General features: G+C 41.1%; 18 protein-coding genes. 8 read left to right on the plus strand and 10 right to left on the minus strand.

Annotation, left to right across the window (positions count from 1 at the left end):
- Window positions 1-342: 342 nt before the first annotated feature.
- The 3 genes from V7L12_RS13955 to V7L12_RS13965 all read right to left on the minus strand — a co-directional run bounded on the left by V7L12_RS13955 (window position 343) and on the right by V7L12_RS13965 (window position 2,854).
- Window positions 343-477, minus strand: coding sequence for a hypothetical protein (locus V7L12_RS13955; RefSeq protein ID WP_335084866.1), 135 nt, complete (start codon window positions 475-477; stop codon window positions 343-345).
- 91 nt (window positions 478-568) lie between these two features.
- Window positions 569-1,789, minus strand: coding sequence for a HetZ-related protein (locus tag V7L12_RS13960; RefSeq protein WP_335084868.1), 1,221 nt, complete (start codon window positions 1,787-1,789; stop codon window positions 569-571).
- 405 nt (window positions 1,790-2,194) lie between these two features.
- Entirely contained in the window at window positions 2,195-2,854 is a 660-nt protein-coding gene (locus V7L12_RS13965; protein ID WP_335084871.1) for an L-threonylcarbamoyladenylate synthase, read from the minus strand.
- A 143-nt stretch (window positions 2,855-2,997) separates the two neighbouring features.
- On the opposite strand from V7L12_RS13965, the gene larC reads away from it, so the two are divergent.
- On the plus strand, window positions 2,998-4,284 hold the full coding sequence (larC, locus tag V7L12_RS13970) for a nickel pincer cofactor biosynthesis protein LarC (RefSeq protein ID WP_335084897.1): 1,287 nt from the start codon (window positions 2,998-3,000) through the stop codon (window positions 4,282-4,284).
- A gap of 82 nt (window positions 4,285-4,366) precedes the next feature.
- Here the strand turns inward: larC and V7L12_RS13975 are convergent, their stop codons facing one another.
- The 3 genes from V7L12_RS13975 to V7L12_RS13985 form a co-directional block, all read right to left on the minus strand.
- Window positions 4,367-4,900: an REP-associated tyrosine transposase gene (locus tag V7L12_RS13975; RefSeq protein ID WP_335084873.1), complete on the minus strand. Its 534-nt coding sequence runs from the start codon at window positions 4,898-4,900 to the stop codon at window positions 4,367-4,369.
- A gap of 72 nt (window positions 4,901-4,972) precedes the next feature.
- A complete protein-coding gene (locus V7L12_RS13980; protein WP_335084875.1) occupies window positions 4,973-6,526 on the minus strand; it encodes an NAD(P)H-hydrate dehydratase in 1,554 nt (517 codons plus the stop codon).
- Between the two features lie 439 nt (window positions 6,527-6,965).
- Window positions 6,966-7,235: a hypothetical protein gene (locus tag V7L12_RS13985; protein ID WP_335084876.1), complete on the minus strand. Its 270-nt coding sequence runs from the start codon at window positions 7,233-7,235 to the stop codon at window positions 6,966-6,968.
- Window positions 7,236-7,578: 343 nt separating this feature from the next.
- Here V7L12_RS13985 and V7L12_RS13990 point away from each other — a divergent pair, with 343 nt between their 5' ends.
- The 4 genes from V7L12_RS13990 to V7L12_RS14005 all read left to right on the plus strand — a co-directional run bounded on the left by V7L12_RS13990 (window position 7,579) and on the right by V7L12_RS14005 (window position 10,180).
- Window positions 7,579-8,307, plus strand: a complete 729-nt coding sequence (locus V7L12_RS13990) for a hypothetical protein (RefSeq protein ID WP_335084878.1) — start codon at window positions 7,579-7,581, stop codon at window positions 8,305-8,307.
- Window positions 8,308-8,329: 22 nt separating this feature from the next.
- Entirely contained in the window at window positions 8,330-8,515 is a 186-nt protein-coding gene (locus V7L12_RS13995) for a hypothetical protein (protein WP_335084880.1), read from the plus strand.
- Window positions 8,516-8,519: 4 nt separating this feature from the next.
- Window positions 8,520-8,744 (plus strand): hypothetical protein, encoded by a 225-nt coding sequence (locus V7L12_RS14000; RefSeq protein ID WP_335084882.1) that lies wholly within the window; start codon window positions 8,520-8,522, stop codon window positions 8,742-8,744.
- A gap of 260 nt (window positions 8,745-9,004) precedes the next feature.
- Window positions 9,005-10,180 (plus strand): homospermidine biosynthesis protein, encoded by a 1,176-nt coding sequence (locus V7L12_RS14005; RefSeq protein ID WP_335084884.1) that lies wholly within the window; start codon window positions 9,005-9,007, stop codon window positions 10,178-10,180.
- 159 nt (window positions 10,181-10,339) lie between these two features.
- Here V7L12_RS14005 and V7L12_RS14010 read toward each other — a convergent pair whose 3' ends face one another.
- The 4 genes from V7L12_RS14010 to V7L12_RS14025 form a co-directional block, all read right to left on the minus strand.
- Window positions 10,340-12,244: an adenylate/guanylate cyclase domain-containing protein gene (locus tag V7L12_RS14010; protein ID WP_335084886.1), complete on the minus strand. Its 1,905-nt coding sequence runs from the start codon at window positions 12,242-12,244 to the stop codon at window positions 10,340-10,342.
- Between the two features lie 824 nt (window positions 12,245-13,068).
- On the minus strand, window positions 13,069-14,214 hold the full coding sequence (locus V7L12_RS14015; protein ID WP_335084887.1) for a hypothetical protein: 1,146 nt from the start codon (window positions 14,212-14,214) through the stop codon (window positions 13,069-13,071).
- 372 nt (window positions 14,215-14,586) lie between these two features.
- Entirely contained in the window at window positions 14,587-15,654 is a 1,068-nt protein-coding gene (speB, locus tag V7L12_RS14020; RefSeq protein ID WP_334824272.1) for an agmatinase SpeB, read from the minus strand.
- Between the two features lie 192 nt (window positions 15,655-15,846).
- On the minus strand, window positions 15,847-16,149 hold the full coding sequence (locus tag V7L12_RS14025; protein ID WP_335084889.1) for an acylphosphatase: 303 nt from the start codon (window positions 16,147-16,149) through the stop codon (window positions 15,847-15,849).
- A gap of 240 nt (window positions 16,150-16,389) precedes the next feature.
- On the opposite strand from V7L12_RS14025, the gene V7L12_RS14030 reads away from it, so the two are divergent.
- The 3 genes from V7L12_RS14030 to V7L12_RS14040 all read left to right on the plus strand — a co-directional run bounded on the left by V7L12_RS14030 (window position 16,390) and on the right by V7L12_RS14040 (window position 20,036).
- On the plus strand, window positions 16,390-16,764 hold the full coding sequence (locus V7L12_RS14030; protein ID WP_335084891.1) for a DUF1823 family protein: 375 nt from the start codon (window positions 16,390-16,392) through the stop codon (window positions 16,762-16,764).
- A 356-nt stretch (window positions 16,765-17,120) separates the two neighbouring features.
- Window positions 17,121-18,779, plus strand: a complete 1,659-nt coding sequence (locus V7L12_RS14035) for an alpha-amylase family glycosyl hydrolase (RefSeq protein ID WP_335084893.1) — start codon at window positions 17,121-17,123, stop codon at window positions 18,777-18,779.
- A gap of 198 nt (window positions 18,780-18,977) precedes the next feature.
- Complete coding sequence (locus V7L12_RS14040; RefSeq protein WP_335084895.1) at window positions 18,978-20,036, plus strand: 3-deoxy-7-phosphoheptulonate synthase; 1,059 nt, start codon at window positions 18,978-18,980, stop codon at window positions 20,034-20,036.
- The last annotated feature ends 94 nt before the right edge of the window (window positions 20,037-20,130 follow it).

Genomic DNA, 20,130 nt, shown 5'->3' on the forward strand with positions numbered 1-20,130 from the left:
GCTTAATATGAATTTTTGATTTTGGCTAAACGTGGTTGGATTAATAGGTAAAAATCTGAATTTATTGGTATTTTTGTACTAAACAAATACAAATGTATTAATAATTTGGGTAAGGAACGAATTACTAATTCAGATAATAGTTAAAATAATGAATTTCTCTTTAGTCTCAAAGACCAACTATTGCAAGCGGCTACGCCATTTTTCTGGGTCTTAGGAACAGTGGAAAACAGCGTAGATAATAATCTCCTGTTCATTAAACTCGTAAAAAACGACGTAGGGAAAACGCCTAATTGTAGCGCGGCGATAGGTTTGATGAACAATCTGGTATGTGTTGGGGTGATGCTAAATTAAATTCAGGTAGACATCAATACAGCGTAGGAACTCAGCGCCTAACCCTAATTCGCGCCCTTTGTGCCAGTCATAAGCCTCAATAATGTCTAGTTCTGCGGCTATAAGGCTAGTTAGGTTTCTAGCCATATCGTTGAGAGATTCTGGCTTTTACGTCTTCAACAACCTCTCTAATAACTGGAATTTAGCTTGGATAAATTTTAGTGATTTCGTCTTGGCTTCAACCTGTCTGGGCTTCAGTATGACCGTTGCGGATAGTCCATGCTAGTTCTAAAAGTTGAGTCCAGCGCTTTTGCAGCTGTTTGGGGGTGCATTTGATGGCTTTGGCGATCGCAACGTCATTTTCCCGTGCAGTTTTTAACTGTAATATTTGCTGTTGTTGTTCTGTGAGTTGATTCACAAAGATTTCCCACTGCTGGGAAGATAAACCCAATTTTTGCTCTAAACCCGCGCCTAACCATTGATGTACTAATTGCCAGTGGTGTTGCTTGGCAAACTTTTCTACGTGGTATTTAAACCGTTGTTGGAGATAATCGCGCTGACGGCTAGTTAAACCGAGAATTTGGTCAATTTCTGGGGCTGAGAGGTCTTGAAGTTTCAAGCTGAGGTAGTTCATACAGTCAGATTGGCCTTGAGACTCCAGATATTTCATCAATTCAGTGATGACGCGATCGCGTTCTGATTCTTCAGATGGATCGAAATTAGTTTGGGCGATCATTTGCGATCGCAGCTGTTGCACCGCCGAGTTGCGCTGGTAAGATTCTGCTTCTTCACCCTTAGCAGACTCTACCGCCATTTCAATATCCACAGTAGTCTCTTGGGGCTGACGACGAGCAAAACCTTGAGCGCGCAAGATAATTAATTGCTGATTTGCACCACCAGGTAAATTGATCCGGCGTTTGGCATACTGTTCTGTAAAGGCCATGTATTCAGCTAATTGCAGCTGAGTACGCGGCGTGTGATTCTCTGGTAGTTCGTTTTCTCTACGGAAAGCTTTGATCGCTTCGATATAAAATGCTTGTAAAAAATCTTCAATCAGGCTGTAACGAGCATCAAAGCCCAACTCCGAACCAGACATAGTTACATGACGGTAAACCATAGCACCCAAATTGCTATGTAATTCCACCCGCCCTTGTTTGGAACCTAGTTGGTAGTAACGTAAGCACTTTTGCATCCGATGCCTTCCCAATGTCATCTGCCAGGACTTGATTTCCCCAGATGTTTGAATGCGGGAGCTTTTATCGCAAATGCGTTCTACTTCTACGGCTATGCGCTTTGCTAAAGCTTCTACGCACTTGGGTGTTGCTTTCACTTGCGCTTGCATTTCCTCAGACAGCAATTGAATCAAGCGATCGCTGCTGCTATCTGAAAATTCTTCAGTCGAAATGTGGTTGTCAAAAATGGGTGTAGAGTTTGGTAGATTGACGACGTTAGCTTTCATGACTTTTCCAGTAGTATTGCACCGTAATTACAACGCAGACACAGCAATCAAGACCGTCCTTGACTGGAGAATCTTTGGGCATTCATCCATCAAGACTTGCCGTATATAATGCTCACATTTAAAGCTCATATATCAAAACTATAGGAAATACGAAAGAGTTACAGTTCTGGCAATGTGTCGGTTTTTTTCACAAGCCACCATCTTAACGCTGGCACACGAGTACCCGCCATTTTCTTAAAGTTGTCAAATACCTTACTGTGTCAAGTTTTGCCACCATCCTCTTATATCCACTGCCTCACCGAAAAGCCCATCCTAGACATCGCTTTTAAATATGACAATTTTAAAACTGGAGTTGTTTTGATCACAATTTCCGAAACGGAAAGGTGCGCCTGTGAAGTGGAATTTTTATACCCATGCTGCTGCTGCTTCCCAACCTAAACCCCTCCGTATAATTGCTGCTTTGTCTCCGGTCATATCCAAGATAGTAGATACTTCATAAGTAGGTTCCTCGCCAGTGTCTACAATTATGTCTACCAACTTGTCCAAACGATCAAATAGCTCTACCCGCGACTGAATCGTTTCAGGATCTATCCGAATCATGCCATTATCTGCTTCATCTGGTGGCAGATGTGCTGAAGTTGAAATAATCGGATTGCCCAAGGCTGCCAGCAGCTCCAAACACACAGTATGGTTTGGTACTCTAATTCCAGTAGTTTTCCGCTTGGGGCTTTGCACCAATCGCGGTACTAACTTCGTAGCTGGGAGCAAAAACGTGTATGGCCCTGGAATCAGGCGTTTCATAATCCGATAGGCTGTGTCACTTACGAAGGCATAAGTTGCCACATTTGAAAGCGAGGAACATAAAAATGTCAATGGTTTATCGTTTGCTAGCTGTTTAATTTGCCGCACTCGTTCTACCGCCGACTTGGCATTCAAATCACAACCGATCGCATAGACTGTATCAGTAGGGTAAAGCATGACTGCGCCACTAGAGAGCGCCGACTTTATTTCCTCTATTCGGCGAATTTGAGGATTATCCGGATGAACTGGGAAAATTTTTGCCATAACTCGGTGAGTGGGGATTGGAGGAGCAGGGGAGCAGGGGAGCAGGGGAAGAAAAACTATTAATTATTGATCAATTCCCAATTCCCAATGCCTCATGCCCCATGACTAATGACAAATAACTAATGACTAATGACAAATTTATTATGAATAAAATCGCTTATCTTCAATGTCCGACAGGAATTTCTGGTGATATGTGCCTGGGAGCATTGGTAAGTTTGGGTGTTCCTGTGGAGTATTTAATTGCAAAACTTAATAGGTTGGGTATTGAACAGGAATATCAGTTAAGGGCAGAACTTGTCCAACAGAATGGTCAGCAGGCGACTAAAGTCCATGTGGATTTAGTAAACGATCGCCATCACCATCATCACCACGATCGCGAACACAGTCACGATCACACACGCCACTTGCCAGAAATAGAGGGGATGATTATCAAAGCGGGGTTGCCACCACGGGCAGAAGCTTGGAGTTTGGCAGTATTCCAACAGCTAGCAGTAGCAGAAGGGGCGGTGCATGGCATTTCGCCTGAAAAAGTTCATTTTCATGAGGTGGGTGCTTTAGATGCGATCGTAGATATTGTGGGTACTTGCCTGGGGTTGGATTGGTTGGGGATTGCGAGCAATGAACAAGGATTGCCCCTACTTTACTGCTCGGCGTTTCCGACTGGTGGCGGCACTGTTCGGGCTGCACATGGTCAGATGGCAGTACCAGTCCCAGCGGTATTAAAGCTGTGGGAAATGCGGGGTTGTCCAGTTTATAGCAATGGCATTGACCGAGAATTAGTAACACCAACAGGAGCTGCGATCGCTACTACTTTGGCAAGAGATTTTGGTTCACCACCTGCGATCGCTATCAAGCAGATAGGACTGGGAGCAGGAACCATAAATTTACCCATTCCCAATATTTTACGCCTCTGGTTGGGTGAAAGTGCAAGTTTACACTCCAATTCCAGTGATTCTGAAGAAACTAGCTCAAATTTGGAAACCATCTCGGTATTAGAAACCCAAATTGATGATTTAAGTCCACAAGCGATTGGCTATGTATTTGAGGCGTTGTTTGCGGCTGGTGCGCTGGATGTTTTTACCCAAGCGATCGGTATGAAAAAGTCCCGTCCGGGAATTTTGCTAACTGTGATTTGTCATCCAGAAAATTTACTCAGTTGTGAAGCCGTCATATTCCGCGAAACTACAACTTTAGGCATTCGGCGAACAACTCAGCAACGCGCCATTTTACAACGGGAAATTCAACAAGTGGAAACGGAATATGGCAAAGTGCGTGTCAAGATAGCATGGAAAGAACAATCACCAGAAAAAGTTATTGCAAATGTGCAGCCAGAATATGAAGATTGTGCAGACTTAGCCCGAAAACATAATATTCCCTGGCGCGAAATTCAGCGGTTGGCGCTACAGCGTTGGTATTTAGTCAATGCCTGATACAAACTCCTCGTTCCTCATTCCTGGTTTTCTCGTTCCCAGTCAGAGACTGGGAATGCCATCCTCAAGGCTCCGCCTTCTCTCACACATCAATCAACTCTACCTGTAATAAACCGAGTTGCCCGATGTAATTGCGGCAACTAGAATACCTCCAATGCGCGGGATCATCCACATAACCACGCCTGACTGGATTGTTGTGAATATAATCTAACTTTTGTCTAAACATTTCCTGATCTAGAATCGCCTGCGGATGAAAACCTTCTTGCCAAAGCTGATATTGTTGTTTTGTCTTATGTTTTAATTTATAAAGCTCAAGCTGGTTAAGTATGTAGTTGGAATTATTTTTTTCAAGTAAGTCAATGATAGAACGAGCTGTAAATGATTTAAAGTTTGCTATTTCTTTAGATAAACTGGCGGCAGAGGCGATTAGATGGAGATGATTTTCCATAATTACATAACCATACAAGGTTAAACGCTGCTGACGTTGCAGAAAATTGAGGGAATCTAAAATAATTTGTGTAAATTCAACTTTGCCGAATAGTGGTATCCAATTTATAACTGTGCAGGTGAGGAAGTGCGGCTGGGTTCCTAGTACGTGGTAGCGGCTGCGTCCCATGATTTTATTTAAATTAGAGGCGGAGCCTCTAGGATGGCATTCCCAGTCTGAGACTGGGAACGAGGAATTTGACTAAGTTAGAGCTTTCATCAAATATTGTGTCAATGTAAACGCATCTACACCCAATTCGCTACGCTCTTGGGCTGCTAAAATACCTGCTTGTGAATGCCACCATGCGGCAGTTGCCACAATATCTTCTACGGGAATCTGTTTAGTTGCTGCTTGCGCTAACAATCCACCCAGTAGCCCAGTTAACACGTCGCCGCTACCGCCACGCGCTAAGGCGGGTGTGCTTTCAGGAACAATCCAAACAGCACTTTGAGGGTTTGCGATCGCAGTTCTTGCCCCTTTCAACAACACTACTGTCCCACTTTGCGCGGCAGCTTCTTGTACGGCTTTCACTCTGTCATGTTTGGCATCGGCGACATCAGGAAACAATCGTTCAAATTCGCCCGTGTGGGGTGTGAGTACGGTTACTGCTTGGCGTTTTTTTAATGTGGCGATCGCTCCCATTTGTGCCAAGATATTTAAACCATCGGCATCGAGAAGCAAAGGGCGATCGCTTTTGATCGCTTCTTGCACAATCGGAGTCGCATCTCGTGTTAAACCGGGGCCACAAGCGATCGCATTAAAGGAACTCAGATCGGTGTTTTCTGGTAGTTTTAGGTGGGCGATCGCTCCACTTTCCGTCTCTGGACAACCGACAATTAACGCTTCTGGCAAGTGTGACACCAAAAGAGATTTTAGGGATTCGGGTACGGCAATCGAAAGCATCCCGACACCACTAGCCCTAGCACCCAAACCAGTTAAAATTGCCCCACCTGCATACCGCCGCGAACCGCAAATTAGCAGTAAATGTCCTTCCTTATATTTGTGAGTAACTGCTGGACGAGGTAAAGGTAAAGTAGCAAGTGCCTTTGCTGGTGTAATCCGTTTAATTTTAGGTGCATCTTTGAGAACAGCTTCTACATCAGCTAAAGGAATATCGAAATCGATTAACTCAGCTTTACCAAGATATTCCAACGCCCAATCTTGGAAGAAAGCGAGTTTCCATAAACCTAAGCAAAATGTATGAGTGGCGCGAATGGCAGTTCCCAATACTTCGCCTGTGTCGGTATGTAAACCTGAAGGTAAATCGATACTATAAATCGGTACAGACAATTCATTTAGCTGATTAATTGCAGAGGCGATGGGATCGGTCAGATTTCTTTCTAAACCAAACCCAAACAAGCCATCAATCAACAAATCAGAATCTGGCAGTTGCTCAATTGTTTGATAAATTGGAATGCCCAAACTCTGGGCATATTGCAAGTGCTGCGCAGTTAATTCTTTAAGCTTAGAAAAAGGAGAATAAATCCAAACTTCATACCCACGAAAGTATAATTCACGGGCTACAACTAAAGCATCGCCACCATTATGACCGGGGCCGACAAGAATTCCCACATGAGATCCCCTTAACAAAAAGGTGTTTGCAGGAATTTCTGGAATGCGACGGGCAATTAATCCCGCCACCTTTTCCATCAAAGCAACTACAGGCATTCCCGCTGCAAAGATCCGCTTTTCAATATCGCGCATCTGCCCAGCAGTCACTACCACTTGCGAAATTTGTTCTTGCCTATCTTGCATTAGTCCTGAGTGGTGAGTTATAAGTTTCAGGGTAACTGAAAGTTTACCAAAATTGACTCATATTCCACCCAAAAAAGTTACAAACCAATTTCCACGTCTTCAAGAATGCCGAGTGCGTCGGGGATAAGGACAAAATCTGGATTAACCCCCATAGCTTTGTACAAAAACTACTCTCCATGAATAAAACTCAAGGTAATGTAGAACCGAGAAAACAAGGTGGGCAAAGCAAGTTTCCAAGATAATGAAGCCTAGTCCAATCCATAATGTTCTATCACCTTCTATAAGTCGCGATTAACAACATGGTTGCGTTGCGTAAAAGATTCGCTGCAACCAGAGAACCGCTAAAGCCACCAATGATAGCGATCGCAAACACTATTCACCTGATCTGCTTTCCCCTTACCATCAAATCGCTTTGTCCACTCCTGCGCCCAAATAATCACTAACTCATGTATTTGCTCAGGTGTTGGAACTCGCAGTAAATAGCACCAAATGCGGCTTTCCCGTTGGCATTCAAAATATTGAAACCACGCCCGCTCACATTCATCGGAGCAACAAGAATCTTTCCCTTGGTTTGCCCAAAAGTTTCAATATCTGTACGATTGAGCGCAACCTTATCAGGTGGTTTGACAAATTTCGCTAGCTCATCAAAGTCATCTTCTGTGTAAGTATATGTATTGTCAGGGACTAGGTGATAAACAAAGTCCTGCATACTTCACCAGCAATTGCGAATTTCGTTTGCTGCCCAACGAGCTTGATCGTAGGAGTTGACTAGTAAAAGAAGGTGATCGCGATCGCTTCTCTCGCTTGCTGTTCTGGCATCAAAACAGCGTGGGCATTACCAACGTGAAAACTAGCAAATCTGAAAATAGAAGGTTTCAGAAATAGTCAGCAAATTAGAACCACATTGACTACTAAAGTTGTCAATAAGCGGCGAAAAGTTACATTTTTGACAAAATTTAGTTAAAATGTATTATTATTTATAGTTCAAACGTATTACCACTGAGTTATGACTGATTCTCCGCCAAAATCCTGGTTTGATTCCAAGACAATCTATGAACCCTGTAGTTATCAATTACGATTTAGCTTGGACAGCAATTGAGCCTACACAAAGAGCAGGTCGTGTTCTAAGACCCTGGATTGAACCGCGTACTGTGGAGCTTTACACTTTTGTTCCACCGCTAGAAGGTGATGCTTTACGAGATTTAGGCATTGCAAAACGTTACACTAACCTGACAAATCGCCACAGTCAATCTCAAGAAATTATGGAGCTTCCTGTTCTATCTATAAATGAGGAAGAAGAAGTTGATTTTTTCAATAATACATCAAAAGTCACAATTCAATCGGGTGTACTTAACTTAGAGGCTTTAGTCGATGACAATGTATCACCATTTTATCACCATGTATCTAAGCTGTATAATAACCGCGACTACGCCCGTAATATTCGTGACGATATTATTAGTGCAAAAATTTATTCAGATCGAACAATTTTGATTTACGTTTTATTTAAATACAAGGATGAATACAAATGGACTCTTTACGATCCTAAGTCAAAAAGCTTGCAGAAGAAATCGCGTAATCAATTACTTGATTTACTTCAATGTGAGGAAAATACTGAGCGTGCCCTCGTCAATGCTGATGAAATTGAAGAACTTAGCTATGCTTGCATAAAAGAGTGGTCTAAACAAAATAACGCTAATTTAGATGATGTTGTCAGAGAATGTGCAATGTATCTCAAACCAGCACATCAGCCTGATGATGTTGAAAGTTTAGCTAGATACTAGTACTTTATATCTATTGCTAGAAGTGCCACCTGCAAAGTTGTTTGGAACCACAGACAAGAATCAACTGGATACACCTGAAGCGATCGCCATTCAACTACGCGCTGACAAAAATCTTGATCCGGCGATCGCTAATGCTCTGGCATCTTTAGTCAACGCAGCGTATCGCGATCTGTCTCAAAGTGATGGCGAATTGAAGCAAGATCCTTAAAGATATGTCATTAATTCAAAGTCTATCGCCTGAATTTAGACAATGCTGTGAAGCGCTCGCTACTGAACAACGAAGCTTACTTCGAGTGCGAGCGTTTGAGCCGTTAGCCGTAGACACTCTAGCAGCCAAGTTAGGGGCAACACTTTTTAGACTCGGTCGGCTTCCAAATTTAGAGCCAGAGCAAGTAACACTGCTACTTGTAGCGATGAATGGTCAGGAGCGATTATAAGCGATCGCCCACTATGGATTGTATACAACCCAATGCTAGTGTATGGTGCAACTTCGCAGCAATGTGACTAATGTGCCTGTGAAATGCTTATAAGGTTTCAAGACAGCTAATCATCGGAAAATCCCAAAAGGGATGAAAAAGGTTTCTTCTCCTACTGCTCACTTGCTTTTTCAAGCTAGTGGTAAAAAAGTATTGCTATCACTTTGGCTGAAAGCTAGATAACATAAGATTCGGCGTGTTTACTGTTCGGGAGTGCCAAAATGTCTAAACAGCTGGGTCAAAAAATTGCACCTACACCGATATCAAATGATATCAATGTAGTGGATTTGATCGATCGATACTTCACCGCTTACAACTCAGCGCGGTTGCGGGAAATCTGCCAACTACTGAGTCGCGATGTACTAACGGAAGGTGTCACGGTGGGCGTTAGCCTTTCTGGTGCGATGACGCCAGCAGGATTTGGGGTTTCAGCGCTTGCACCTTTAATTCGCAACGGCTTTATTGATTGGATGATTAGCACTGGTGCAAATCTTTACCACGATATGCACTATGGTTTGGGTTTTGAACTCTTTGCTGGTAATCCGTTTTTGGATGATGTGAAACTGCGTCAAGAAGGCACGATCCGCATTTATGACATTATCTTTGGTTACGATGTGCTGCTAGAAACTGATGCGTTCATCCGCAAGATTCTCCAAGGAGAAGCGTTTCAAAAGCGGATGGGAACAGCTGAATTTCACTATTTACTAGGTAAATATGTCCGAGAAGTAGAAAAGCAATTGGGTGTGCAGCATTCCTGCTTGCTAGCTACAGCTTATGAATATGGTGTACCGATTTATACGTCTTCTCCAGGAGATAGCTCAATTGGGATGAACGTGGCGGCTTTAGCATTGGAAGGTTCGCAGTTGGTGATAGATCCATCAATTGACGTGAATGAGACAGCAGCGATCGCATATAATGCCCGTGAATCAGGAGGTAAAAGTGCAGCTGTAATTCTTGGTGGTGGTAGTCCTAAAAACTTTTTGCTACAAACCCAACCGCAACTTCACGAGGTTTTGGGGTTAGAAGAACGAGGACACGATTACTTTGTGCAATTTACCGATGCACGTCCAGATACAGGCGGTTTATCTGGAGCAACCCCATCGGAAGCTGTCAGTTGGGGTAAGATTGACCCGGATGAGTTAGTTAACACAATCGTTTGTTATACCGATAGCACGATCGCTCTACCACTGGTGACAGCGTACGTGTTAAACAAATGCCAGCCTCGTCCCCTGAAGCGTCTGTATGACAGGCGAGAAGCTATTTTCGAGAAACTGCAAAAAGACTATCTAGCAGCCAAAACCCGACCATCGGATCAGGTTCCAGCAGCAGTTGCTGAAAGTGCTTCACAGCAAACAGCAACTTATCCCTGTGGTCGGCTGATTCCGAATTCTCACTAGGGGAGTGGGGAATTTTAATATAGCGCTTCTGTGTTGAGTCCAATAGAAACCTAACCCCCAACCCCTTCCCTATAAGGGAAGGGGAGTAAGATTCAAAGCCTCTCTCCTTTTAGGAGAGAGGTCAGATAGCTATATGCACCACTCCCTAATCCCCTTTTCTCACTTCCGTCCAATCAACAAATAAGTTGTCATCTTCCCTTTGCCTTTAACTTCAATTTCGCCTCGTTTTTCAAATACAAATTCATTACACAAGCACTTATAAGTATTTTCTGTAACTTGGATTTTACCAGCAATACCTTGGGATTCCATACAGCTAGCGATGTTTACTGTGTCTTTACAGAGTTCATAAGTAAACTTATTCAGATCAATGACTCCCCCCATTACCGAACCACTATGGATGCCGATACGGATGCTGAAATTTTGGTTATTCTCAATATTAAATAGAGTGATCGCAGTTTGCATATCTAGTGCCATCAGAGCGATCGCTTGAGCACGATCTTGGCGGCGTGTAGGTAAGCCACCAACCACCACATAAGCATCGTTAATGGTTCTGATTCTCTCTAAACTATATCGTTCGGTGAGGCGATCGAAAACTGAGAAAATTGGGTTAAGTAGGTTCACTAATTGAATTGCACTCATAGAAGTAGCAATTTCAGTCAAGCCGACGATATCTGCACATAAAACTGTGACATCAGCAAAGTCTTCGGCAATGCTAGCTGGTTGTTCTTTCACTTCTCTATAAATTGCGACTGGCAAAATATTCAGCAATAAACGTTCGGTTTCTTTCTGCTGATAGCGAAGTGCTTCTTCTGCTGCTACTCGCTGGGTTACATTGCGAAAAATGCCGCGAATCGCAACCGGATGACCTTCAACAAATTTACAATTAATATTACCTTCTAGAAAGATTGTTTGACCGTCTTTAGTAACGAATATAGTTGTTATTTGCCCAAACTTTTCTCCTGATAGCACGCGATAAAATCTTTGCAAACTGCTTTGTTTAAACTCTGGATGTATAATATCAAAAATACTCATATTCGCAATTTCAGCTTCGCTATATCCCAAAGTTTCTCGCCATGCACGATTGACATACAAAAAACGACCAGATGGATTGACAGATTGAATCAAGTCATTAGCATTTTCAAATAAATCTCGATATCGCTCTTCACTTTCTACAAGAGCATCTTCTGCTTGTTTGCGTTTGATAAATTGGGCAATTTGGCTACCAATAGAACCCATCATCTGCAATAGGTCTTTATCTTTTGATAGTAACTCCCGGCTAAAGAAAACCATCACTCCTAAGATTTCACTATCGTCTAAAATCGGGAAGCCAAAAGCTGCGTGCAATCCAGCCTCCGCAGCCGGTAGCGATCGCCTTTGATCTCCATCTACTGTGATATCTTTAATCCACAAAGGCAAACGTCTGATCCAAATTCGACCAGGTAAGCCAACACCAGGCGTATAAGTAGTTTGCCAGGTGATTGCTTTAAACTCTCGCACAGAAACTAATCGACTTGACCAAATTTCCACACACCTTAGTACTGTATTGAGACTATCTCCTTGTACCAAAGTGCCAATATATTGGCTTGGTGTCCAAAGTTCGCCTAAATCCCATCCCAAGTTTTGACAAATCGACTGCAAAATTTGTGGAATTCCCAGCTTTATGCTCTGTGATTCTGATAATATGCGAGTAATAGAATACTGGGCAATTGTACGCTGTTCCCGGCGTTGCCAAGCAGTAATATCCCGACCAATGTAGATAATATCTTCTAATCCATCTGTTTTTTTGGGAATCACTGAGCAAGAAAAAGCAATCAACAGTTTTTCTCTAGTTTTTGTTCGGCAAACTACTTCTAGATTCTGGGAATTACGCTTTAAATAAGAATGTTGATAAATCGCTTTAATTAAAAACTGATCCTCATCAATGATTAGTGATATTGGTTGATTTATTAATTCTTCTTCCTCAAAACCAAATAATTGTTGAGCAGCACGATTTACTTTTTTTATTTTTCCTGAATTACTGGTTACTAACAAAGCATCTGCCATTGAAGTAATTACTTGTTCCATGTAATTTTTGTATGAGATTAAAGTACTTGATAGCAGATTCGTTTTTTTTGGTTGTTGTGATAATTTTTGCTAGATGCCGCTATCATAGTGATTACTAATAACTCATTAATCATAATTTATAATTAATAATTCAGTACAAAAAATGATTGTTTTAGCTATTATTTCAAATGTTTGATTAATATACAAGCCTGTTTTCCAAAATTTATAGAAGTTACTATTACTCAGTTTTTTTTACTAAGTTTATATTACTTGATTAAGTGTGCTATTTTTTCACATCAATCGAGTATAGTTGAGTAAAAACAACTAGTTCGCTGTGGCGGAAGTTTGCCTACCTTTAACAAGTTGTTCAGAGCAACTTATCTAGTTAATTGAGATAGTAGCTAGATTTCCGTCGTACTGTACTAGTGCAATGTCTTCTAAGCTAGTGCAAGAGGTTTTGTAATAAGCACTTTAGTCCTTACTACAAACTTGCTTACCCATCAATTTAAACTAAATAAGCTTGATTAATAGTTTTAATATACTTCTTTTGGAGGATTGACAATTTAATATAATATTGCACTTTGAGCAGATGATACTTAATAGTTGCCTTCATATTTAATTTTAATCCTATCTGGTATTTTAGAAAACGGTGAGTTAGATTAGTATTCCAACTAACATATTGCCGTAAACACCTTTCATTAGTTTCGCTATTTTGAAAGTTGATTTTTCAAGATAGTGCGATCGCCAGCATCTGGGAAATTTGAAACCCGTCACTTTGTAAGAGAGTGGCGAGTCTGTAGCTAGGTTCTTGCCACTCTCTTATTCTTCAATTCCATCAATGAAGTTTATGATTGTGCGCTGGCTACGATTTGATTCCAGGCTTTGACTGCTGTCTGTAAATTCTTTGGCAGGTTATTTTGAGAAATATCATTGTACTGAACCGTACCTTCTTGACTGGTAAGGGTGTAGGTGATATAATCAGCAGCAGCACTGGGGGCTGGGTAACTCAAATTCCGAAATTTACTAAACTGAGAACGTTTTAGCGATCGCACAAATTGTTGCAACTGTTGCACAGAAACACGGCGAACACTACGTTCAGAATCATTAGCATCACCAATCCGCACGCGAATCAGTCGTCCATCTTTGAGTAAAACAGTCTCATAGGTTCTGCCAGCAAAACCCCCACTGGAGATTTGGCGAAATACTATATCTCGATCTAACGGTGGTGGTAACTCACTAGCTGGAATTTGCACAGGCCCCAGTGTAGTTTCGTTAGCCTTTTGATTCAGCCTGAGTGCGGAACCTGTTTGATTAGTATGATAAACCAAGGTTTGGTCAACTCCGCCGACAACCACCCGCCAGCCTGATACCAAAGCTTGGGTACAGAATTCATCAGCATTAGCTAATTCTAAGCAGCTATCTCTCCAAGTTTGCTGTTGAGCCTCAATAATGCTTAACTGAGAAATTGGCTGTTGCAAACGTCTGGATGCGGCTTGTAAAACAGCATTTTTTACAGATGTAGGTAATTTATCTGGCAGATTTTCTGAGGGAGTGTTTGCCGAAGCTAAACGTAGCGATCGCCCATTATTATTGGTATGATAAACCCAGTTTTCTTTGCCATTAGATACCACAATCCGCCAACCAGGAACTAAGGCTTGGGTGCAGAATTCATCAGCTTGAGGCAGTTCCAAGCAACCATTGCGCCAAGTCTGTTGATTGTAGTCAATAATTTGCAATTGTCTAGTAAAAATTCCCTGCCTGCGGGCTAAATCTCGCAGTACTGCATTAGCTACTGGACGTGGCAAGCGGTTTGGTTTAATATTGTCTTTAAGAACTTCATTGCTTGTTTCTAGAGAGAAGTTCGCAGAAGCGCCCGTCGCACCTTTGACAAGTGTTAAACCGCTAGCAACAGACAAAATTCCAGTCAAAATCAAAGCAGTCAAAATTCGCGCTTGATTGGTATTAAAGTAGTTTTTTAGCATGATTTTCATAGTAAAATAAAACAAAGAAATAGTATTCAGCCACTAATAGACAATAAAGTATATAATTCCATAACTTCACTATCTGGAATTAGTTTAGTATCTATATTCTGAAATAGATATAGAGACAAGACGCTGATGTAATGATTATTTGTTCCTTATACAAATTCTGGTTGAAGAAGAATTCATAATTCAGGAGTCAGAACAATCAGTGGGGGATACCCTGCGGGATCTTGCTACAGACCCGCCACCGATTGAAAACCACTAAATCTCCTCTTTCAGAGACGTTACGCGAATGATTTATTGGGGGTTCTAAACTCTCTTGTTCAGACGCGACGCTCTCTACGTTCAGGCTGCGCGAACGTAGAGAAGTGTCGTACAGAATTAATTCTGAATTCTGACTCCTGACTCCTGAATTCTGTTTGATAAATCCATCAAATTTGCCAGCTTGTAAACTACTCTCGCTCCAACATTACCATCCCACTCCGCATCACCGACTTCGCAGATATCAAAGCCAATAATTTTTCTTCCACTATTAACTAATTCTCGGAATAGACAAAAAGTTTGCTCTAATTCCAACCCACCTGGAACAGGAGTACCCGTACTCGGACACAGTTTTGGATCTAAACCATCTACATCAAAGCTAATATAAACATACTCAGGTAAATGACTGATAATTTCTCGGCATAAATCAATCCAAGTTGTGCCCGAGTAAAGCTTTTGCTTAATAGCTGAGTCATAATAAGCAATAATGCGACTATCGGATTGGTCAATCATTTGCACTTCATCATGACTAATATCACGCAAACCTACCTGCACTAACTTAGAAATTTGCGGTATTTTCATCGCATTAAACATAATCGACGCATGGGAAAACTCAAATCCCTCATAAGCATCGCGTAAATCTGCGTGGGCATCAATGTGCAAAATCCCATAGTTTGGGTATTTAGCTGCTAATGCTTGGAAATAACCTAAAGGCGAACTGTGATCTCCACCTATGACTGCAACTCGCTTACCATTATTAATTGCTGCCTGACAATTTTCAAACAACCATTGATTGACCTGTTGACCAGCCTGATTAATTTCTGTCAGGACAGATGTTAAATCTGGTGTATCTGAAAGTTGTTTACCTTGGGCTAATCGCCCGATAATTTTTGCTGCCAAAGCGCGGTAGTATGTGTTCTTCTCTAAAATATCTTGGGGAATTTCTTCCATAAAAATTCCCTGCTTCCAACCATCAGGGTGATCAAAATCGAACAAATCTAATTGAGTCGAAGCATCTAGAATTCGCTGTGGGCCATTAGCAGTGCCAGCACCATAGGAAACAGTGACTTCCCACGGCACACCAAAAACAATCAAGTTTGCAGACTCATAATCGCAGGGCAAACCTAAGAGATTGCCATTTATTTCACCTACGCCGCTGGGATTGTAGTCTTTTAATTGATTACTCATTGAGTATCTTCTGGATTTACGTGGATAGACAGCACGCCGCCTAGTTGACATCTGCATTGTAATCAAAATTTTTCACAGGCGGTAAACTGCTTCAAAGGATGAACAGGAAAAACCCACGAGTATACAGGTCACTTCAGCATAGTTTATAGGGTACAGGGGATAGTTTTTCTTTCCTGTGCCCTTGTTAACTCCCTACTCAACTCGCTTAACTTCAAATCCTCGCAACCCTTCCGGTTCGTCATATTCAACCACAACATCTTTAACTACAGCAGCAGGTGGCCCAGAGTGACACCAGCGAACCATGTCATCTACAACCTCTCGCGCCCCTTCAAAAACTGCCTCTACTCGATTATCGGGGAGATTCCGCACCCAACCGGTTAATCCCAATTGCCTAGCTGTATCGACAGTAGAATAGCGATACCCCACTCCTTGGACTCGGCCAGAAATGAATACATGGGCGCGGATAATCTTTGGCAGTGCTGTAGAATTCTGCATAGACTGGTCTAATCTTTACGATTTCCAGTCTACCTAGTTTGTGTATACACAATCTGTTTTTAACTCCAACTAGCGAAATTAATTCCGATCTTTCTTAATACCTACTAGTTTTTGTACATTTCCAGCGCTTTTTAAGTAATTGAACTACCCTACTCCCCATCTAAGTCGTAGTCTAAATACCTGAAAACTGCTGTAATTTAATCAGTAGTCAGTTATTCCACTTGGAATTTTGAATTGTTTATGTCTAACCTGCCACCACTTAATACAGAAACAATTTGGGCAATTCTTGACGATCAACTTGATGATGCCACAGTCAACCAGTTGCTATGGCATTATTTAGGTTATCGCTATGACTCCTCAATTGCACAATGGGACACTAACCAAGTTGCATCAGAATGGCATAATGAGTACCCACAACCACCAGATTTCATTGAATCTCGCCCCGCAACTGTCAAGCTGACTCGTTCCATTCCTGTTGAAAATAAACAAATGCTAAAAGAAAAACTGGGTTTCAAAGGTTACAAAATTGGAGAATTTGGGCCTCGGCAAACTCGCAGGGCGACAGCAGCGAATTGGTTATTAAGTTATCTGCAACAAGCTAATAACAAAAAATAGTAATTTTACAGCAGGTATTTGGTAAAAATATGATGTTTTTTACCAAATACCTGCTGTATTTGAACATTATAAAAACTGTTGTTTTATTTAAAATTTTCTGTGGTTATATGCAATAGCTTAAAAAAGATTACTTTTATAGACACTCTTTGCAGGATAGTAAATCCGTATTTTAGTTAATAAACAAATACTATAAACAGTCAAAAATCAAAGAAATACGGTTAACTTTTATAAAGAATTTATAAATTCTTCCTGAAGATAGAAGCACTCGCAATCTAATTATTTCTCTGGAGCTATTTTCAAATTCTATTGAGCATCAGAGAATATTTCTATCAACCCTTGATATTACAAACACTTTTATGGCAAAGCCAATTGAATTTAATTTATTTGCACCTTACAACAAAGGAGCCGCATTAATTGGTTCTTTTTCTGATTGGCAAGAAATTCCAATGGAAAGAGGTGATGATGGTTATTTCCGCACAAGTGTTGAACTAGAAGATGGCGTTTATAAATATAAATTCCGCATTCAGTCAAATTCATGGTTTTTTGAACCAGAACAATGGGTTGATGTTACAGATCCTTATGCAACTGATATAGATGAACAAAGTGGAAAAGACGATGGTGTTATCCGGGTAAAAGATGGGAAAAGGATTACTGATACTTATGTTTGGCAACATGATGATAAACCTTTACCTGCTGACCACGAATTAGTAATTTATGAATTACACGTTGGTGACTTTTCTGGTGGTGAGGACGATCCTTATGCACGAGGGAAATACAAACACGTCATTGAAAAGTTAGACTATTTGTGTGAACTAGGAATCAATGCTATTGAGTTGATGCCACTTAAAGAATATCCTGGTGATTATAGCTGGGGTTATAATCCGCGCCACTTCTTTGCAACAGAATCAAGTTATGGTTCTACCACTGAATTGAAAAAATTGATTGATGAGTGTCATGGCAAAGGCATTCGTGTAATTCTTGACGGAATTTATAACCACTCAGAAGCATCTGCTCCCTTAACACAAATTGACCACGATTATTGGTATCATCACGAGCCTCGTGACCCTGATAATAACTGGGGGCCTGAGTTTAATTACGAACATTATGACGAAAAATTAGATATTAAGCCAGCCTGGAAATTTATTGGTGACACAATCCGTTTTTGGATTGGGGAATATCATCTTGATGGTATTCGCTATGATGCGGCGCGGCAAATTGCCAACTACGATTTCATGCACTGGATTGTTCAGGAAGCCAAAAAAACTGCTAGCATGAAGCCTTTTTATAATGTTGCTGAACACATTCCTGAAACTCCTAGCATTACCAATGTAGATGGGCCAATGGATGGTTGCTGGCATGACAGTTTTTATCACTGCATTCTAGAACATATTTGCGGTGATACATTTGATTTAGAGCGTCTCAAAGATGTGATTGACTGCAAGCGCCAAGGCTTTTTGGGTGCCACCAATGTGGTAAATTATCTCACCAACCACGACCATAATCATGTCATGGTTGAACTGGGGAACCGTGAAATTTTTGACGAAGAAGCCTTTCGGCGGGCTAAATTAGGAGTAGCCATCCTAATGACTGCTGTTGGTGTGCCTTTGATTTGGATGGGAGAAGAATTTGGCGAGTATAAACCTAAACAATCTGAATCAGCCAAAATCGAATGGACACTGTTAGGGAATGATTTAAATCGTGGTTTATTTGATTCATACAAAGGCTTAACCAACCTGCGTAAAAGTAATCATGCTCTCTACACAGAAAATATCGATTTTATCCACGAAAATCCTGAAGCTAAAGTATTAGCTTATACTCGTTGGAATGATGAAGGTTCTCGTGTAGTCGTAATTGCAAATTTCTCAGAAAACTTCTTAGCTGACTATCATGTTTCTAACTTTCCTAGCGCTGGTACATGGCACGAGTGGACAGGCAATTATGATGTCGAAGCTGGTGACGATGGCATCATAATTGACTTGGGGCCATACGAAGCTAAAGTGTTTGTATCGCAGTAATGATATACACTACCACTCAGTCGGTAGTCCAATAGCAAAGAAAAGGGGGAAAATATTTCCCCTTTTTCAGTTATTATCTTACTCAGGTACAGTTTAATTAGAAATTTGTCAAGCAGAAAATCAGCTATTTCAAAATTTCATCGGTTTGTGTTACACTTTTGAGTTGAAGTGCGTCTATAGAATTGCCAAAGCATCCCCATGCACAACAAATTATTTAATAGTAATATCGAGAACGCTAACATTGAGAACGATCGCATTTTATTAACTCCCAATGAAGTAAAGTTAAAATTACCTTTGACACAATTAGCTGAACAAAGAGTTTTAGCATATAGGCAGGAAATAGAACATATCCTGGATTTTCAGGATCGGAGGAAATTTATAGTAGTTGGCCCATGCTCAATCCACGACCAAAAAGCAGCGCTCGAATATTCTGAGAGATTGAAAATATTGGCCGAGCGAGTCAAAGATAACTTGCTATTAATTATGCGAGTGTATTTTGAAAAACCAAGAACAACTGTAGGCTGGAAAGGGTTAATTAACGATCCAGATATGGATGATTCTTTCCATGTAGAGAAAGGTTTATTAATTGCACGGGAGCTGCTATTAAAAATTACAGAGTTAGGATTACCTGCTGGCACAGAAGCACTAGATCCAATCATACCTCAATACATCAGCGAACTGATTACCTGGTCTGCCATTGGTGCCCGCACAACTGAATCACAAACTCACCGCGAAATGGCAAGTGGACTTTCGATGCCTGTAGGTTTTAAAAACGGTACTGATGGCAATATTCAAGTAGCTTTGAATGCCCTACAATCAGCTGGAAACCCGCATCATTTTCTGGGAATTAATCAAAACGGTCAGGTCAGCGTCTTTCAAACTAAAGGTAATGGCTATGGTCACGTAATTTTAAGGGGTGGTAGTCAACCCAACTTCGATCCAGCAAATGTCAAACTGATAGAAGAGAAATTAAAACAGGCAAATTTACCACCGAGAATTGTGATTGACTGTAGCCACGGCAATACCAATAAAGATTACAAATTACAAGGTGCTGTCTTAGAAAATATTATTCAGCAAATAGTGGATGGTAATACATCAATTGTTGGCATGATGCTGGAATCCCATTTGTATGAAGGTAGTCAACCGATTACTGGTAAACAAGAAGAATTAAAATATGGTGTTTCTGTAACTGACAAATGTATTAGCTGGGAAGAAACCGAAAAAATTATTTTGGCTGTTCACGAAAAACTTAAATGAGAAGTCAGAAGTCAGAAGTCAGAAGTCAGAAGTCAGAAGTCAGAAGTCAGAAGTCAGAAGTCAGAAGTCAGAAGTCAGAAGTCAGAAGTCAGAA

The sequence above is a fragment of the Nostoc sp. genome (genome assembly GCF_036918245.1).
Taxonomy (GTDB): Bacteria; Cyanobacteriota; Cyanobacteriia; order Cyanobacteriales; family Nostocaceae; genus Nostoc.

Excerpts from the sequence above, each read along its gene's own strand:
- V7L12_RS13955 (WP_335084866.1), bottom strand. The coding sequence starts at position 477 with ATGGCTAGAAACCTAACTAGCCTTATAGCCGCAGAACTAGACATTATT.
- V7L12_RS13960 (WP_335084868.1), bottom strand. The coding sequence starts at position 1,789 with ATGAAAGCTAACGTCGTCAATCTACCAAACTCTACACCCATTTTTGAC.
- V7L12_RS13965 (WP_335084871.1), bottom strand. The coding sequence starts at position 2,854 with ATGGCAAAAATTTTCCCAGTTCATCCGGATAATCCTCAAATTCGCCGA.
- larC (WP_335084897.1), top strand. The coding sequence starts at position 2,998 with ATGAATAAAATCGCTTATCTTCAATGTCCGACAGGAATTTCTGGTGAT.
- V7L12_RS13975 (WP_335084873.1), bottom strand. The coding sequence starts at position 4,900 with ATGGGACGCAGCCGCTACCACGTACTAGGAACCCAGCCGCACTTCCTC.
- V7L12_RS13980 (WP_335084875.1), bottom strand. The coding sequence starts at position 6,526 with ATGCAAGATAGGCAAGAACAAATTTCGCAAGTGGTAGTGACTGCTGGG.
- V7L12_RS13985 (WP_335084876.1), bottom strand. The coding sequence starts at position 7,235 with ATGCAGGACTTTGTTTATCACCTAGTCCCTGACAATACATATACTTAC.
- V7L12_RS13990 (WP_335084878.1), top strand. The coding sequence starts at position 7,579 with ATGAACCCTGTAGTTATCAATTACGATTTAGCTTGGACAGCAATTGAG.
- V7L12_RS14000 (WP_335084882.1), top strand. The coding sequence starts at position 8,520 with ATGTCATTAATTCAAAGTCTATCGCCTGAATTTAGACAATGCTGTGAA.
- V7L12_RS14005 (WP_335084884.1), top strand. The coding sequence starts at position 9,005 with ATGTCTAAACAGCTGGGTCAAAAAATTGCACCTACACCGATATCAAAT.
- V7L12_RS14010 (WP_335084886.1), bottom strand. The coding sequence starts at position 12,244 with ATGGAACAAGTAATTACTTCAATGGCAGATGCTTTGTTAGTAACCAGT.
- V7L12_RS14015 (WP_335084887.1), bottom strand. The coding sequence starts at position 14,214 with ATGAAAATCATGCTAAAAAACTACTTTAATACCAATCAAGCGCGAATT.
- speB (WP_334824272.1), bottom strand. The coding sequence starts at position 15,654 with ATGAGTAATCAATTAAAAGACTACAATCCCAGCGGCGTAGGTGAAATA.
- V7L12_RS14025 (WP_335084889.1), bottom strand. The coding sequence starts at position 16,149 with ATGCAGAATTCTACAGCACTGCCAAAGATTATCCGCGCCCATGTATTC.
- V7L12_RS14030 (WP_335084891.1), top strand. The coding sequence starts at position 16,390 with ATGTCTAACCTGCCACCACTTAATACAGAAACAATTTGGGCAATTCTT.
- V7L12_RS14035 (WP_335084893.1), top strand. The coding sequence starts at position 17,121 with ATGGCAAAGCCAATTGAATTTAATTTATTTGCACCTTACAACAAAGGA.
- V7L12_RS14040 (WP_335084895.1), top strand. The coding sequence starts at position 18,978 with ATGCACAACAAATTATTTAATAGTAATATCGAGAACGCTAACATTGAG.